At 73.9% G+C, this 15,198-nt stretch carries 19 protein-coding genes; 10 read left to right on the top strand and 9 right to left on the bottom strand.

Annotation, left to right across the window (positions count from 1 at the left end):
* Positions 1–71: 71 nt before the first annotated feature.
* The gene (locus tag HD593_RS22570; protein ID WP_379478809.1) at positions 72–833 is read left to right on the top strand and encodes a TSUP family transporter; all 762 of its coding nucleotides are present in this window, start codon (positions 72–74) and stop codon (positions 831–833) included.
* Between the two features lie 49 nt (positions 834–882).
* Here the strand turns inward: HD593_RS22570 and HD593_RS22575 are convergent, their stop codons facing one another.
* Both HD593_RS22575 and HD593_RS22580 read right to left on the bottom strand, forming a co-directional pair.
* Positions 883–2,025 (bottom strand): MFS transporter, encoded by a 1,143-nt coding sequence (locus HD593_RS22575; RefSeq protein WP_185104119.1) that lies wholly within the window; start codon positions 2,023–2,025, stop codon positions 883–885.
* Entirely contained in the window at positions 2,022–2,774 is a 753-nt protein-coding gene (locus HD593_RS22580; RefSeq protein ID WP_246546680.1) for a DeoR/GlpR family DNA-binding transcription regulator, read from the bottom strand. Before HD593_RS22580 ends, HD593_RS22575 begins: the two co-directional genes overlap by 4 nt.
* Before the next feature lie 43 nt (positions 2,775–2,817).
* On the opposite strand from HD593_RS22580, the gene HD593_RS22585 reads away from it, so the two are divergent.
* Genes HD593_RS22585 through HD593_RS22600 form a run of 4 tightly spaced genes read left to right on the top strand, consistent with a single transcriptional unit; the run spans position 2,818 to position 5,390 of the window.
* The gene (locus HD593_RS22585; protein WP_185104120.1) at positions 2,818–3,786 is read left to right on the top strand and encodes a helix-turn-helix transcriptional regulator; all 969 of its coding nucleotides are present in this window, start codon (positions 2,818–2,820) and stop codon (positions 3,784–3,786) included.
* Between the two features lie 42 nt (positions 3,787–3,828).
* Positions 3,829–4,443, top strand: a complete 615-nt coding sequence (locus HD593_RS22590) for a LysE family translocator (RefSeq protein ID WP_185104121.1) — start codon at positions 3,829–3,831, stop codon at positions 4,441–4,443.
* The gene (locus tag HD593_RS22595; protein WP_221524889.1) at positions 4,440–5,174 is read left to right on the top strand and encodes an alpha/beta fold hydrolase; all 735 of its coding nucleotides are present in this window, start codon (positions 4,440–4,442) and stop codon (positions 5,172–5,174) included. The genes HD593_RS22590 and HD593_RS22595 overlap by 4 nt, the downstream gene beginning before the upstream one ends.
* Positions 5,175–5,177: 3 nt before the next feature.
* A complete protein-coding gene (locus tag HD593_RS22600; protein ID WP_185104123.1) occupies positions 5,178–5,390 on the top strand; it encodes a hypothetical protein in 213 nt (70 codons plus the stop codon).
* On the opposite strand, the gene HD593_RS22605 is transcribed toward HD593_RS22600, so the two are convergent.
* Both HD593_RS22605 and HD593_RS22610 read right to left on the bottom strand, forming a co-directional pair.
* A complete protein-coding gene (locus HD593_RS22605) occupies positions 5,387–5,806 on the bottom strand; it encodes an SRPBCC domain-containing protein (RefSeq protein ID WP_185104124.1) in 420 nt (139 codons plus the stop codon). The genes HD593_RS22600 and HD593_RS22605 overlap by 4 nt on opposite strands.
* The gene (locus tag HD593_RS22610; RefSeq protein ID WP_185112042.1) at positions 5,803–6,138 is read right to left on the bottom strand and encodes an ArsR/SmtB family transcription factor; all 336 of its coding nucleotides are present in this window, start codon (positions 6,136–6,138) and stop codon (positions 5,803–5,805) included. The genes HD593_RS22605 and HD593_RS22610 overlap by 4 nt, the downstream gene beginning before the upstream one ends.
* A gap of 55 nt (positions 6,139–6,193) precedes the next feature.
* On the opposite strand from HD593_RS22610, the gene HD593_RS22615 reads away from it, so the two are divergent.
* Positions 6,194–6,541 (top strand): VOC family protein, encoded by a 348-nt coding sequence (locus tag HD593_RS22615; protein ID WP_221524890.1) that lies wholly within the window; start codon positions 6,194–6,196, stop codon positions 6,539–6,541.
* A gap of 105 nt (positions 6,542–6,646) precedes the next feature.
* On the opposite strand, the gene HD593_RS22620 is transcribed toward HD593_RS22615, so the two are convergent.
* Positions 6,647–7,528 carry an SCO6745 family protein gene (locus tag HD593_RS22620; protein ID WP_185104126.1) on the bottom strand — a complete coding sequence of 294 codons (882 nt, stop codon included), beginning with the start codon at positions 7,526–7,528 and terminating at the stop codon, positions 6,647–6,649.
* 118 nt (positions 7,529–7,646) lie between these two features.
* Here HD593_RS22620 and HD593_RS22625 point away from each other — a divergent pair, with 118 nt between their 5' ends.
* The gene (locus tag HD593_RS22625; protein WP_185104127.1) at positions 7,647–8,198 is read left to right on the top strand and encodes a CGNR zinc finger domain-containing protein; all 552 of its coding nucleotides are present in this window, start codon (positions 7,647–7,649) and stop codon (positions 8,196–8,198) included.
* A 127-nt stretch (positions 8,199–8,325) separates the two neighbouring features.
* On the opposite strand, the gene HD593_RS22630 is transcribed toward HD593_RS22625, so the two are convergent.
* From HD593_RS22630 to HD593_RS22640, 3 genes are all read right to left on the bottom strand, one after another.
* Positions 8,326–9,285 carry a hypothetical protein gene (locus HD593_RS22630; protein ID WP_185104128.1) on the bottom strand — a complete coding sequence of 320 codons (960 nt, stop codon included), beginning with the start codon at positions 9,283–9,285 and terminating at the stop codon, positions 8,326–8,328.
* A gap of 14 nt (positions 9,286–9,299) precedes the next feature.
* Positions 9,300–10,460: an ROK family transcriptional regulator gene (locus HD593_RS22635; RefSeq protein ID WP_185104129.1), complete on the bottom strand. Its 1,161-nt coding sequence runs from the start codon at positions 10,458–10,460 to the stop codon at positions 9,300–9,302.
* A 107-nt stretch (positions 10,461–10,567) separates the two neighbouring features.
* A complete protein-coding gene (locus HD593_RS22640) occupies positions 10,568–11,758 on the bottom strand; it encodes an aminotransferase class I/II-fold pyridoxal phosphate-dependent enzyme (RefSeq protein WP_185104130.1) in 1,191 nt (396 codons plus the stop codon).
* Positions 11,759–11,927: 169 nt separating this feature from the next.
* Between HD593_RS22640 and HD593_RS22645 the strand changes: the two genes are divergently transcribed.
* The 3 genes from HD593_RS22645 to HD593_RS22655 are packed head-to-tail and all read left to right on the top strand — an operon-like array spanning position 11,928 to position 14,343.
* Positions 11,928–12,176 (top strand): acyl carrier protein, encoded by a 249-nt coding sequence (locus HD593_RS22645; protein ID WP_185104131.1) that lies wholly within the window; start codon positions 11,928–11,930, stop codon positions 12,174–12,176.
* Positions 12,177–12,232: 56 nt separating this feature from the next.
* Positions 12,233–13,363, top strand: a complete 1,131-nt coding sequence (locus HD593_RS22650; protein WP_185104132.1) for an N-acetyltransferase — start codon at positions 12,233–12,235, stop codon at positions 13,361–13,363.
* Positions 13,360–14,343, top strand: a complete 984-nt coding sequence (locus HD593_RS22655) for an NAD-dependent epimerase/dehydratase family protein (RefSeq protein WP_185104133.1) — start codon at positions 13,360–13,362, stop codon at positions 14,341–14,343. The genes HD593_RS22650 and HD593_RS22655 overlap by 4 nt, the downstream gene beginning before the upstream one ends.
* On the opposite strand, the gene HD593_RS22660 is transcribed toward HD593_RS22655, so the two are convergent.
* The gene (locus HD593_RS22660; protein ID WP_185104134.1) at positions 14,303–15,166 is read right to left on the bottom strand and encodes a phosphatase PAP2 family protein; all 864 of its coding nucleotides are present in this window, start codon (positions 15,164–15,166) and stop codon (positions 14,303–14,305) included. The two genes, HD593_RS22655 and HD593_RS22660, sit on opposite strands and share 41 nt — an antisense overlap.
* Positions 15,167–15,198 lie beyond the last annotated feature (32 nt).

Below are 15,198 nucleotides of genomic sequence, written 5' to 3' on the forward strand. Positions count from 1 at the left end.
CGACAAAGCAACCAATGCCTGACTTATACACTCATGACGGTTTTTATCGGGGGAAGTCGGGGGAGTGGCGCGTGCCGCTGGATCAGATCCTGGTGTTGCTGGTCGCAGCGGCCGGAGCGGGGTGGGTGGACGCCGTCGTGGGCGGCGGCGGGCTGCTGCAACTGCCCGCCCTCCTCGTGACCGGAATCCCGACGGTCGAGGCGATGGCCACCAACAAGTTCTCGTCGGTGTTCGGCACCACGTCCGCCGCCGTCGCGTACGCCCGCTCCACCAAGGTGGACCGGCAGGTGGCGATCCCCGGCGCGGCGCTGGCCGTGCTCTGCGCCGGGCTGGGCGCGTGGGCGGCGGCGTCGATCTCGGCCGAGGTGCTGCGGCCGGCCGTCATGGTCGTGCTGCTGGCCGTGGCCGCGTTCGTGACGCTGCGGCCGTCGATGGGCGCGGTGCCCGTGCCGCACCTGCGCACCGGCCCCCGCGTGTTCGCGGCGGTGGCGGCGGCGGGCGTGGTGATCGCCTTTTACGACGGCATCATGGGGCCGGGCACCGGGACGTTCCTCATCATCGCCTTCACCACCATCCTCGGGCTCGACTTCGTCTCCGCCTCCGCCTCCGCGAAGATCATCAACATCGGGACGAACGTCGGGGCGCTCCTCGTCTTCGGCCTGCAGGGGCACGTGAACTGGGCGCTCGGCCTCGGCATGGCGGCGTTCAACGTGGCGGGTGCCCAGCTCGGCGCCCGGATGGCGCTCAAGCGGGGCGCCGCCTTCGTCCGGATCGTGCTGCTGGTCGTGGTGGTGGCGATGGTGATCAGGCTCGGCTGGCAACACTTCGGCTAACCGGCCGCCTCCCCGGCCCGCACGCGCCGCCGCGGCAGGCACGGCGCGGCTACGCGGCCGGCTCCTCTGCCCGTACGCGCAGCGCCGTCGCGGCGAGGGCGACGAAGGCGGCGAGCAGGGCCGGGATGGCCAGCGCCCGGGGCAGCCCCGTCAGCTCGGCGACGGCCCCGATGAACACCGGCCCCGACAACATCCCCAGGTAGCCGATCGAGGCGACCCGCGCCAGCGCCCGCCCCGAGAAGGCGGGATCCCGGTGCCCGGCGGCCGAGAACACCTGCGGCACGATGCACGACAACCCCGCCCCGAAGCACCCGAACCCGACCACCCCGGCCGCCTGGTGCCCGCCCAGCAGCGCCACCCCCAGCCCCACCGCCGCCAGCACCCCGCAGCAGCGCACCAGCGCGACGGGCCCGAACCGGGCGGCCAGCCGGTCCCCGGCCAGCCGGCCCGCCGTCATCATCAGGGAGAAGGCCGCGTACCCGGCCGCGGCGATCCCCGGCGAGGCCGCCAGGTCCTCGCGCAGGTAGACCGAGCTCCAGTCGGCCGCGGCCCCCTCGCCCACCAGGCAGCAGAACGCCAGCACGCCCAGGAACACGATGCCCCGCGGCCGCCCGGCAACCCCCCGCGCGGCGCTCTCACCGGCGGGCGCCGAGCGCAGCGCCCAGCGCGCCGCCCACGCCGCCAGCGCCGCGATCCCCGCTCCCACCGCCCAGAACGTGACCGCCGCCGACAGGTCGTGGTGCGCGAACAGCCCGCCCGCCGTCGCCCCGGCGAACCCGCCCACGCTGTAGACGGCGTGGAACGACGACATGATCGGCCGCCCGTGCGCCCGCTCCACCTCGACGGCGTTGGCGTTCATGGCCACGTCGAGTATCCCGTGCACCACCCCGAACACCAGCAGCGTCGCCGACAGCGTGAGCAGGTCCGGCGCGTACGCGGGCGGCACCAGCACCACGCCCTGCGCCAGGGCCGCGGGGACCACGGCCCGGCTGCTGCCGTACCGGTCGACCAGGCGGCCCACGGCCGTCATGCCGACGACCGCCCCGGCCGCCACGGCCAGCAGCGCGAGGCTGAGCTGGCCGTCGCCCAGGCCCAGCCGCTCCTTGATGGCGGGGATGCGGGCCGTCCACGTGCCGATGGCCGTGCCCGACAGGAAGAACAGCAGGTAGACCGCCACCCGCTCGCGCGTCACGCGGCCTCCCTGACCATCACTCCTGCCGCGGCCAGCGCGTCGCGCTCCTCCGGCGGGATGCCGGGGTCGGTGACCACCACGTCGAGCCGGCCGATCGGGCACACCGCGCCGAACGCCGTCCGCGCGAACTTGCCCGAGTCGCACACCACGATCACCCGCCGCGCGGCGGCGATGGCCGCCTGCTTGACCGCCACCTCGGGCAGGTCGTGCGCGGTCAGGCCGTGCTCGGCGGACAGGCCGCAGCAGCCGATCACCGCCGTGTCGAAGCGCAGCGCCCCGATCGAGCTCTCGGTGAGCGGGCCCATCACGTTCAGCTCGCCCTTGCGTACCTCGCCGCCGGGCAGCACCAGGCGCACGCGCGGCGCGGCGGCCAGCAGCATCACCGGCTGCAGCGCCAGCGGCAGCACCGTCAGCCGCCGGTCGGCCAGCGCGCGGGCCACCTCCAGGGCGGTCGTGCCGCCGTCCAGCACCACCGCCTCGCCGTCGGCGATCAGCGCGGCGGTCTCCTCGCCGATGCGCCGCTTGACCTCCACCGCCTCCCGCTCGCGCACCCCGAATGGCGGCTCCTCGCCGCGCAGCAGCAGCGACAGCGCGCCGCCCCTGACCCGCCGCACCACCCCCTGCTGGGCCAGCTCGTCCAGATCGCGCCTGATCGTCATCTCGGACACGCCGTGCTCGGCGGCCAGCTCGGCCACGGAGACGCTGTCGTGGGTACGCAAGGTGTTCATGATGGCTCGCACACGTTCCATGTGTTCATACAAACACGACAGATGTGCGCAATACAATGGAAATATGCGCGCAAGCCGCCTGCTCTCCCTGCTCCTGCTCCTCCAGACCCGCGGCCGCATGACCGCGCCCGAGCTGGCGGCCGAGCTGGAGGTCTCGGTACGCACCGTGTACCGCGATGTGGAGGCCCTGTCGGCGGCCGGCGTGCCCGTCTACGCCGATCGCGGACCGGCGGGCGGCTACCAGCTCCTCGACGGCTACCGCACCCGGCTCAACGGGCTGACGGCAGAGGAGGCGTCCTCGCTGTTCCTGGCCGGGCTGCCGGGGCCCGCCGCCGAGCTGGGGCTGGCGGAGGTCGCGGCCAACGCCGAGCTGAAGCTGCTGGCCGCGCTGCCGCCCGAGCCGCGCTCGCACGCCTCCCGGATGCGGGAGCGGTTCGTGCTGGACGTGCCGGGCTGGTACCGCTCGGGCGACGACGTGCCGCACCTGAGCGAGGTGGCCGAGGCGGTGTGGGACCAGCGGCCCCTGCACATGACCTACCGGCGCTGGGGGCAGCAGGAGGTGGACCGCGTGATCCACCCGCTCGGGCTGGTGCTCAAGGGCGGCTCCTGGTACCTCGTCGCCGCGCCGCCGGACGGCACGCCGCGCACGTACCGGGTGGCGCGGATCCTGACGCTGGAGACGCTGCCCGGGCGGTTCGCCCGGCCGGACGGCTTCGACCTGAGCGAGTTCTGGCACCGGTACGCCCAGGAGTTCCGCGAGCGCATGTACACCGCCGAGGCCGTCATCAAGCTCGCACCCGGGCGCGGCGACCTGCTGGCGTACACGATGGGACGCGACGTCGTCGAGGCCGCGATGGCCGCCGCCGAGCCCGACCCCGAGGGCTGGCTCACGCTGACCCTGCCGGTCGAGTCGATCGCGCACGCGCGCTGGCTGCTGCTGCGCATGGGCGCCGACGTCGAGGTGCTGGAGCCGCCCGAGCTGCGCACCATGATGGCCGAGGCCGTCGCCGAGCTGGCCAAGCTCTACGGCTGAAAACCAGGGGAGATCTCGCCGCCTTTCTGTCAGCATCCCCGCATGTATCTCATCGCATTCATCGGGGCGTGCGTCCTGGTCGCCATGGTGCCCGGGGTCAGCACCGCGATCATCCTGCGCCAGACCCTCCGAGCCGGCCGGGGCTCCGGGCTGGCCGCCACGCTCGGCAACGAGACCGGCATCCTGCTGTGGGGGCTGGCCGCCGCGTTCGGCCTGTCGGCCCTGCTGATCGCCTCCCAGGTGGCCTACGACATCATGCGCGTGACCGGCGCGGTGCTGCTGGTCGTGATGGGCGCGCAGGCGCTGTGGCAGTCACGCAGGGGCGCGCCGCCCGCGCCCGACGGCCAGGTCGTGCCCGGCTGGCGCGGGCCGTACCTGGCCGGCGTGGGCACCTGCCTGGCCAACCCGAAGGCGGCCGTGTTCGCCATGTCGTTCCTGCCGCAGTTCGTGCCCGCCGGGCAGGACGTGCCGCTGACGCTCGTGACCCTGGCCGTCGTCTGGGTGCTCGTCGATCTGCTCTGGTACGGGCTGCTAATCTGGGCCGTCGACCGGGCCAAGGCATGGCTGGGGCGACCGGCCGTCAAGCGGCGGCTGGAGCAGATCTCCGGCGTGGTGCTCGTCGGACTGGGTGTACGGATGGTGGTGGAGTCGCGTTGACCATCTGGCACGGTGAACGGGGCACTGGCGAGCCGGTGGTGCTGCTGCACTCGACGGCGACCGACTCGGGCATGTGGGACGCCCAGGAGGCGGCTCTCGCCGAGCGGTTCCGGGTGATCAAGGTGGACTTCCGCGGGTACGGGCGGACGCCGTACCAGGCCGACGAGCCGTACAGCGACGCCGGCGACGTCGCCGAGGTGCTGGCGGCGCTGGGCGTGAGCCGGCCCGCCGTGGTCGCCTCCTCGGGTGCGGGCCGGGTGGCGCTGGAGCTGGCCACGGCCGGGCTGGCCGGGCGGCTGGTGCTGCTCAACCCCCTGTCCACGCTGGAGCCCACGCCCGACCTGCGGGCGTACTGGGCGGAGGAGAACCGCCTGCTGGAGGCGGGCGACGTGCAGGGCGCCGCCGAGCTGAACGCGCGCACGCTGCTCGGGCCCGAGGCGGGCGAGGAGGCGTGGCAGCGACTGGTGGCGATGCAGCGGCACGCGTTCGAGGTGCAGCTCGCCGCCGATCCCGAGCCCGAGCAGTTCGAGGGCGAGGTGCGGCCGGCCGAGATCGACGTGCCGGCGCTGGTCGTCGCCGGTGCGCACGACCTGCCGTACTTCCTCGAAAGCGCCCGCCACCTGGTCGGCGAGCTGCCGCAGGCGCGGCTGGTCGAGCTGCCCTGGGCCGGGCACCTGCCGGCGCTCGAACGCCCGGAGGAGATCAACGCGTTGCTGCTGGATTACCTTTAAGGCATGACGAACGACCTGGCGACCCTCATGAGGCAGGCGCAGGACGACGATCCGCTGCTGGCGCTGCACGCCACCACCGCGCTGCGCCACGAGATCGAGCGGCTGGAGGCGGTCCAGGTGCGGCGGGCCCGGGTGGCCGGGCTGGCCTGGGCTCAGATCGCCGACGCCATCGGCGTGAGCAAGCAGGCGGTGCACAAGAAGTACGGCCGCCGCTAGCCCTTCCACCTGTCGGCGAACCAGCCCAGCGCGATGTTCCACGAGTAGCCGCGCCGGATGCGCCCCGCCACGTCCGGCGGCAGCGTGTCCAGGCCGCGGTGCTCCAGGAGCACCTCGGTGCCGCCCTCGACGGGGCTGAAGGCGACCTCGATCTCCATCGCCCCGTCGTTGAGCAGGTCGGCCCAGACCAGGCGGCGCGGCGGCTCCCAGGCCAGGATCCTGCCGGTGTCGACGTGGCCGCCGTCGGACCAAAGCTCGCGCAGGTAGCCGTCCTCGAACCGGATGCCGACCGCGCGCGCCGGATCGACCCAGCTGTGGCGGCCCCGCACGTACCAGGCGTCGATCTCGTCGGTGAAGACGCGGAACGCGGTGTCCGGGTCGACCGGCACCGTGACGCTGGCTCGTACCGAGTTCACCGGGTGCGCTCCACGTGGTCCTTGAACGAGCCGAGCTGCTCTGCCCAGAACGCCTGCACCTGGTCCAGCCAGGACTGCAGCGCCGTGAAGGGCTGCTGCCGCAGCGTGTAGAGGCGCAGCCGGGCGTCGGCCCCGCCCGCCTCGGCTTGCACGATCCCGCTCGCACGCAGCACGCGCAGGTGCCTGCTGAGCGCCGGCGCGCTCATCTGGACCGCCTGCGCCAGCTCACCGGCCGGGCGCGGGCCCTCGCGCAGCAGGTCGATCACCTTGCGCCTGGTCGGGTCGGCCAGTGCCGCCAGCGTGGCGTCAATTTCGTTAACGTTGGTGTTAATTGTTGCCTACTTCCGTTAGGCTGTTAACGCTGTAGGCAACTATTATCGCGGAGGCATGCGCATGGCTGTCGAGCTCGGCTACTACACCCTGTCCGTCCGGGACCTGGATCGGGCGGCGGCCTTCTACGGGGGGTTGTTCGGCTGGGAGTTCAGGCGCGAGCACGAGACGTACCTGCACGTCACCAGCACCGCCGTGGCGATGGGGTTCGTCGCGGGCGGCGCGTCGTCCCAGCCGAACCTGTATTACCACGTGGACGACATCGACAAGGCGGTCGAGCGGGTGCGCGAGCTCGGCGGGGGCACCGGCGAGATCTACGAGAGCAAGTCGGGGCGCGGCTGCTCGTGCACCGACGACCAGGGCACCGAGATCAGCCTCTGGCAGCCCGCCCCCGGCTTCGCCTGACACACCCGGAGCACTCGTCCGGCCGCCCGGCTGCTCCCGCCGGCCGGTCGCGAGGCTGCTGCCTGTTCGGCCGGTGACCCGGGGCGGGTGCGGGGTCGTTCCTGGTCAGTCGGCCACTTGGATGGTGGCGATGCCGAGCGTGCTCGTCATCGGCAGCAGCCCGGCCTCGAAGACCGCCCCGAGGAACGGCGCGGCGAGCTGGGCCAGCCGCCCGGCGCGTTCCTCCCCGAGCAGCCGCCAGGGCTCGAAGGCCAGGTCGTCGGTCATCCGCTCGACCTGGTCGCGCAGCGCCCTGCCGCGCTCGGTGGCCTGCCCGCCGGCCTCCACCAGGCCCCGGGCGGCCAGCCGTTCCCGCGCGGCGGCCCACTCCTGCTCGCTCCACCCGCGCCCGGCGAAGTTCTCGACCGGCGCGGCCCCGACCGCGGCGAACGACACCAGCGCCTCGCACCCGTCCAGCCCGGCCGCGGCCAGCGCCGCGAGATGGCCGTCGCCGCGGTGCTCGCGCAGCACGGTGGCCGCCTGCCACAACACCAGGTGCGGCTCGTCCGGCCACGGCAGGTCCAGGTTGGCCGCCGCGAACGGCCGCCCCTCCACCCGTACGCTCTCGGCCGCCCGCCTGGCCAGCTCCGCCGCCTCGGCCACGTCCTGCCCCGCCAGCCGGCCGTCGCCGAGCAGGTGGCGATAGGTCTCGTCCACCGCTTCCAGCCGTGCCCGCAGCACCTGCCCGGGCGAGGCCACCTCCCACACGGCCGGAACCTGCTCGGCGATCATCCGAGGGCTGAAGCTGTAGTAGACGGCCGTGGCCAGGCGCGTCCCGGCCCGCCCCAGCGGCGCCGAGCGGTAGGCGAAATAGCTCGGCCAGCGGGACTCCACGTCGTACCCGAGTGCCGCCGCCCGCCCGAAGCCCTGCGGCGAGAAGTACAGCACGGCATGGATCGGCTCCAACTGGTGCCACATGCGGCGGGCAAGCCTGGACGGTGCGCTCATGACGAACCTCTCACTGTCTAGATAAGATATGCCAGTGACGATAGAGGCTTGGCGCATCACTGGTCAATCACAGATAGACAGTTATGTTGGGAGGTGGGCGGAGCTCGCCGTCCTGCTGGTGAACGAACTGCACGTCACCCGGGCCCGCGGCCGGCCCGTCACACCGCCGGCCGACCGCCGCGCCGCCCTGCTGGAGGCGTTCGCCCGCGAAAGCTGGGCTCCAGGCGGCCCGCCCGCCCTGACGCCCGCCCTGACGGACGCGGACGCCGACCGCTTGAGGGACGCGGACGCCGCCCGGCTGACGGACGCGGACGCCGACCGCCTGGCGGAGGTGGCCGCCGAGCTGCACCCCGCCTTCTCCGGCGACCTCACCGCGCTCAACCAGGCCCTGGTACGCCACGCCGCCGTCCCGAACCTGCACGGCGATCCGCCGGTCCTCGCCTTCCACGCCCCCGGCGCCGACCTGGCGGACGCCTGGGCCGCCGACGCCGCCACGGCCCTGGCCATGGTGATCGGGGTGGGGCAGGGGCGGCGGCTGCGGTCCTGCGAGGCGGAGGGATGCGACCTGGTGTTCTTCGACGTCACCCGGAACGCCTCCCGCCGGTTCTGCGGCCTCCCGTGCCAGAACCGCGCCAAGGCCAGCGCCTACCGCGCCCGCCGCCGCACCTGACCCCGCGTCCCGCGCCCGCCACCGCGCCCGCCACCGCGCCCGCCACCGCGCCCGCCACCGCGCCCGCCACCGCGCCCGCCACCGCGCCCGCCACCGCGCGTGATCCCGGGCTACCCCCGGGTGTGCGTCACTCGGACGGGATCCGGATCATGCGCAGCTCGTGCGCGCCGTCCGCGCGGGTCAGCTCGTAGTACAGCCACCACCGCCCCTCCAGCAGCAGCGCGTCCAGGTACCGGACCGAGCCGCCGCGGTGCGGCGAGGTCACCCAGGGCCGCTCGCCCGACAGCCGCCGCCAGCCGAACAGGTCGCCGGAGACCGCGACCCCGCAGCGCTCCTCGTAGTTCTCCTCGTGCGAGGCCGACCCGTCGTAGAACCCCACGTACCCGCCGGGCACGGGCACCACGCTGTTCAGCCGTGCCTGGTACCGGTCCCATCCCTGGCCCACCCCCAGGGCCTGCCCGTGCCAGGTGAACGACGCCCCGCCGTCCAGGCTGGTCGCCAGCCCCGTGGGGTGCGTGGTGGCGCCGACGTTGTAGATGTCGGCGCTGGCGTGCGCCTCGCCGCCCAGGCCGTCCAGCGCCTCGGCGTAGCTGGCGAACAGGTACGTCACCGGCCCGGCCCGCAGCACGTACGGATCCTTGACCCCCTCGGTCCCGGTCGAGGCCGCCGTCAGCACCGGCCGCGCCGAGGCCACGTCGAACTCCGACGGATGCGCCGCCGGGCCCAGCGCGTCGATCCGCCACCGGTTGTCGGCCGGGTCCACGTACGACAGGTAGAGCACGAACCCGCCCCCGTCCGCGGGAGCCAGGCAGAACCGTTCCATGGACGGCGTGCCCAGCTCGTCCTTGTGCACCGACCACACGTCGGTGAAGCGCACGCCGTCGTCGCTGACAGCCACCGCGCAACGCCAGCCGCGCTCGGCCCCGGCGCCGCGGGGACGCCGCCGCCGGTAGGTCAGCCAGAACCGCTCCCCGTCGTGCAGCACGCCGGGGCAGCCCACCCAGTACCCCTCCTCGTTCTTCTCCGGAGCGAGCACCACCGTGCCCGCCAGCGGGTCGAACGCGGGAAGCGGGCCGAATTCCATCATGTTGTCCTTACCTCTCAAACGTCGTAGAAGAGCCGGTCCAGAGCGACGGCGGCGCTGCCCACCACGCCGGCGTCCGGGCCGAGCGTGGCCCGCCGCACCTGCACCGCCTCGCGCAGCACGGGGAACGCCCTGGCCCGCAACGCCGCCCTGACCTGGTCGAGCACCGGCTCGGGAGCCGTGCGGAAGGCGCCGCCGAGCAGGATCAGCGCGGGATTGAGCAGGTTCACGGCGCTGGCCAGGCCGGTGGCGAGCCGGTCCACCACCTCGTCCAGCGCGGCGCCGGCCCGCCCGTCGCCGCCGGCTGCGGCCGACGCCAGGTCGGCGAGCGGGTCCGCGCTGTCGCGGCCCAGCAGGGCGCGGGCCCGCTCGGCCAGGTACGGCTCGGCCACCACGGTCTCCAGGCAGCCGGTCGCACCGCACGCGCACGGCCTGCCCCGCTCCACCACCCTCAGGTGCCCCAGCTCCGTGACCCCGTGGGTGCCGGACCTGAACGGCTGCCCGCCGATCACCAGGCCCGCGCCCACGCCGGTGCGGACGTACACGTACAGGAGGGGATCGGCCCCGCCCGTGTCGCCGTAGCGGGCCTCGGCCAGCGCCATCGCCCGTACGTTGTGATCGACCACCGCCGGCACGCCCAGCGCCCGCTCCAGGGGATCGGCGAAATCCACGTCGCGCCAGCCCAGGTTGACGGACAGCACGTTGCGGCGCTGCCCGGGATCCACCGGGCCGGGGGCCGCGACCCCGATGCCCAGCAGCCGGTCGCCCGCCTCCTCCGCCAGCGCGGCGGCGGCCCCGGCGATCCGCGCCACGACCCGCGCGGGCGGCTCGCCCGCCAGGTCGAACCCGAACGAGCGCACGTTCGCGGCGCGGGCCCTGAGGTCGCACAGCCCGAGCCGCACCCGTCCCGCGCCGACCTGGACGCCGATGACGTGCCGGGCGCCGGCGTGCAGCCCGACCTCCGTCGAAGGGCGGCCGACGCGGGTGCCGGCGCCGTCCGTGGCACCCTCGCGGACCAGGCCCTCGTCCAGGAGTTGGGCCACCACCTTCGTCATGGTCGTGGGGGACAGGGCCAGCCGCCTGGCGAGGTCCGCGCGGGGCTGCGGGCCGTGGTCGCGCAGGGTGCGCAGTACGAGGCGTCTGTGCAGTCTGCGGACGTCCTGCACCGGTGTGGGCATGTCGGCGCTCCTTAATAACTAACGGGTAGAAAATAATTGCAGGACAACCTTCTCGTCAACGGCTGGCGCCATGCCCGGCTGACCTCCGGAGGTGCGGGCCCGACGGATCAGGCGCCGGCGAGCAGGCCCAGACGCCCGGCCACGGAGGCCACCGCGCCCAGGATCCGGTCCACCTGCCCGCCCGTGTGCGCAGCCGTGACGCTCAGCCGGATCAGCGCCTCGCCCTCGGGAACGGCCGGCGGCAGCATGACGTTCGCCAGGACCCCCTCCTCCAGCAGCCCGGCCCAGAACCGGCAGCAGGTCAGCCGGTCGCCGACCCGCAGCGAGACCGTGGGCGTGCCGCCCGGCGCGATCCCGAACCCGAGCGCCACCAGCCCGGAGCGCAGCCGTTCGGCGTTGCACATGACGGCCCGGCGGCGCTCCGGCTCCGTGCGGACGATGCCGAGCGCGGCCAGCGCCGCCGCCGTGCAGGCAGGCGGCAGCGAGGCCGAGAACAGCGCGGACCGCGCGCTGTGCCGCAGGTAGTGCACCACGTGGTACGGCCCGGCGACGGCCCCGCCGAGCGTGCCGAAACACTTGGAGAACGTCACCGTCTGCACGTCCACGGCCGACTGCAGCCCATGGTGCTCGGCCGCCCCGCGCCCCCCGGCGCCCAGCAGCCCGGCGTCGTGCGCGCTGTCGAGCACGACCCGCGCCCCGTGCCGCGCCGCCAGCTTGGTGATGCCGGGCAGGTCGCACAGATCACCGCCCACCGAGAACATGCCCTCCGTCAGCACGATCGCGCCCGCGGCGGGATCGGCGGCCTCCAGCATGCCGGCGAGCTGCGTCATGTCGTTGTGCCGGAAGCGCCGCAGCGCGGCCTGGCCGAGCCGGGCGGCGTCGATGAGCGAGGCGTGGATGCGCCGGTCGGCGTACAGCACGTCGCGCGGCCCGAACAGCGCGCTCAGCGCGAGGTTGGCCTGGTAGCCGGTGGAGACCACCATCGCCGCCTCGTGCCCGAGGAACGCGGCCAGCTCCCGCTCCAGCGTCTCGTGCAGGGCGAGCGTGCCGTTGAGCACCCGCGACCCCGAGTTGCCCGCGCCCAGCCTGCGCAGCGCCTCGGCCCCCGCCTCCTTCAGCCGGGGATCGTCCGCCAGCGCCAGGTAGTCGTTGGAGCCGGCCATCAGCACCCGCCGGCCGCCCACCACCACCTCGCCGCCGCCCGGGCGCTCCTCCACCGGCAGGTAGTAGGGGTAGAGGCCGGACGCGGCCAGCGCCTCGGCCTCCGGGAGCCGGCACTTGCTGAAGGGGTCCGTCACGGCGCGGCACTCACTTTCCGGCTGAGTACGAGGCATTCCGGCGACTCACTCCGCATCTGGCGATCGTAGCTGACAGTGGTTGATCGTGATAGTAGAGTAATCGCTGCCGGTGCGGAGCGAGCCGGTAGCCCGCAGGCCCCGACAGGCGACAGCCGACAAGGACGGATGCATGACAGAGGACGAGATCTTCCACCAGCTGCGCGGCCTGTGCGCCGAGATCCTCGCGGTGGATCCGGCGCTCATCACCCCCGAGACGGACCTGCGCGAGGAGCTGGAGGCCGACAGCCTCGACATGGCCGAGCTGGCCGTGGCCAGCGGCGACCGGTTCGACCTCCTGGTGGACTTCGATCTCGCCCAGCACGTACGCACCCTCGCCGACGTGACCACCCTCGTCCGCGCCGGGGTCCGGGCCGGCTGACGCCGGCCGTTCCAGCGCAGGGGGTCGCTTTGCCGGTCTTGTCCTCGTCACCGTCCTTGTCACCGCATCCCGCCGAGCCCGTCAGGGGGCGCCGCGGGCTCGCGGAGTTCATCGAGCTGCCGTACGTGCTGCACGGCAGCGACCGGCACTTCGTGCCGCCGCTGCGCGGCGACTGCCGGCGCCTGCTCGACCGGCGGCGCAACCCGTTCTTCCGCTACGGCGAGGCCGAGCTGTTCACCGTACGCAGGGGCGGGCGGGTCATCGGCCGGATCGCCGCCGTGCACAATCCCCGGCACAACGAGGTCCACCGGGCCCGCGACGGGTTCTTCGGGCAGTTCGCCTGCGCCGACGATCCGGCGGCCGCGCGGGAACTGCTCGACGCCGCGGCGCGCTGGCTGCGCGGGCGCGGGCTGGAGACCATGCTGGGGCCGGTCAACTTCACCACGAACGACGAGTGCGGGGTGCTGGTCGAAGGGATCGACGCGCCGCCGAGCGTGATGATGCCGTACAACCCGGCCTACTACCCGGCGCTGCTGGAGTCCTGCGGGATGGTCAAGGCCAAGGACCTGTGGGCATGGGACGGCACGGGATGGGCGCCGCACGAGCGGCTGCTGCGCATCGCCCAGCGGGCCGAGCGGCGCCACCGGCTCACCGTGCGGCCGCTCGATCCGGCGCGTTACGACGCCGACCTCGACCGGGTGAAGTCCGTCTTCGACCAGGCCTGGGAGGGCAACTGGGGCTTCACGCCGATGACGGACGCGGAGTTCGCCGCGGCCAAGCAGCGGCTGCGCAAGGTCATGGACCCGAGGCTCGTCCAGCTCGCCGAGCTGGCGGGCGAGCCGGTCGCGGTGGCGCTGGTGCTGCCCGACTTCAACCAGGCGCTGGCCGCGGCGGGCGGCCGCCTCAGCCGCTTCGGGCTGCCGATCGGGCAGGTACGGCTGTCCCTGGCGGCCCGGCGCATCGACCGCGTCCGCGGCATGCTCTTCGGCGTCGTCCCGCGGCTGCGCAGGCACGGCGTCGAGGCCGCCCTGCTCGCCCGCACGTACGAGGCCATCACGTCCGGCGGCTACCACGGCGGCATGGAGCTCGGCTGGACCCTGGAGGACAACCAGGCCATCAACCGCTACCTGTCCCTGCTCGGCGGCACCCGCACCAAGGCGTACCGGATCTACCGGCGGGAGTTGTGACGGCAGCGCGTTACCTGGTCACCGGGGCCACCGGGTTCATCGGCAGGCGGCTGACCCGCATGATCCTGGCGCGCGGTGGCGCCGTCACGGCCCTGGCCCGGCCCTCCGCGCGCGCCAGGGCGCTGCGCGAGCTGGGCGTTCAGGTCGTGACCGGCGACCTGACCACCGGCCGGGGGCTCACGGAGGCGTTGCGGGGAGCCGACCGGGTGATCCACCTGGCCGCCGCCCTGCGGGCCCGCGGCCCCGCCGGGTTCTGGACGGTCAACCGTGACGGCGTCGCCCGGCTGGTGCGCGCGCTGGCCGCCCAGCGCCGCCCGGCGCGCCTCGTGCTGTGCTCCTCGCTCGCCGCGGGCCCGGCCATCTCCCTGTACGGCGCCAGCAAGCGGGCCGGGGAGCAGGTCGCCAGGGAGTACGCGGGCCAGGTGCCCGTGGTCATCGTGCGCCCCGGCATCGTGTACGGGCCAGGCGAGGAGGCGCTGCTGCCCGCGCTCCTGCCCATGATCCGGCTCGGCGTCGTCGTCAAGGCGGGCTACGGCCCTCGCCGGTACGGCCTGGTCTACGTGGACGACCTGTGCACGGCCCTGCTCGCCGCTACCGAACGCGGCCCGGTCCTGGAGCCGGCCGGACGCGGCTCCGGCCCGCGATCCGGCGGCACCCGCTCCGACACCGGTCCCGGTCTCTACCCGATCAGCGACGGCAACGCCTACGACTTCTCCGACATCTGCCGCGCCCTGGCCCGGGCGGCCGGTTGCCGGGACCCGCTCGTGCTGCCGGTGCCGATGCCGGCCGTGCACGCGGTGGCCGCGCTGGCCGAGCTGGCCGCACGGGGTGCCGTTCCGGCCCTGAACCGGGACAAGGCCAGGGAGATGGGCCACGCCGACTGGACGTGCGTGCCGGACGCCGCCGTACGCGAGCTGGGGTTCGCCCCCGCCACCACGCTCACCCAGGGGTTCGAGGCCGCGCTGCGCACCGCTCCGTGACGGCGTGCACGACCAGCGCCACCGCCAGCCCGGCGACGGCGTCGGAGAGGTAGTGGTACCAGGCGTACACGACGGCGACCGTCAGCCCCGCCGTCAGCGTGCACAACACGAGGCGGACGTTCCTGGAGACGTGCCGGCGCAGGCAGAGCAGGGTGATCCAGGCGCCGGCCACGTGCGTCGAGGGGAAGCACGCGCCGGGCGGGTCGAAGGCGGCCATGATCTCGCCCTGCACGGCGGTGACCGCGTACCCGGAGGGGCCGTGCACGGCGAGCAGCTCCGGCAGCGCCAGTGCGGGGCCCGTCAGCGGGATCGCGATGAACCCCAGGTAACTGGGCAGGAACACGGCCAGCGCGGCGAACACGTAACGCTCCGCCAGCGGCACGCGGCCCCGGGCGTACAGGATCGCCGGGATCAGGAAGCAGCCGTAGAACGAGAAGTAGCAGAAGGTCAGCACCTCGGTCACCAGCGGTGAGCCGATGGCCGCCGTGACGGCGGTGTTGGGCGCGAAGCCGAGCAGCGCCGTCTCCCAGGTGTACAAATCGACGTCGAGGTAGCGCCCGTGCAGGACGCGGGAGGTGCGGGCGGCGGCGCCGTACGCGAAGGGGAGCAGGAGGAACGGCCCGGAGAACCGGGCGAACCGCACCGCCTTGCGGCCGGGAAAGCGGCGCTCGGCCTCCGCCAGCACGAGCAGGAACAGAGCCGCGAGCGCATATCCGGCGAGCAGCTCCGCCCCGTCCGCGAGGCGATTCCGGAATACGGCCACGATGAGCGCCATGACGGCGAAATAGCCGAGCATGAGCCATTCAGCCGGGCGGAATTTCACCCTCCGGCCGAATGTCCGCCCGAAAATCTCGG

It is taken from the genome of Nonomuraea rubra, assembly GCF_014207985.1.
In the GTDB taxonomy this organism is placed as follows: Bacteria; Actinomycetota; Actinomycetes; order Streptosporangiales; family Streptosporangiaceae; genus Nonomuraea; species Nonomuraea rubra.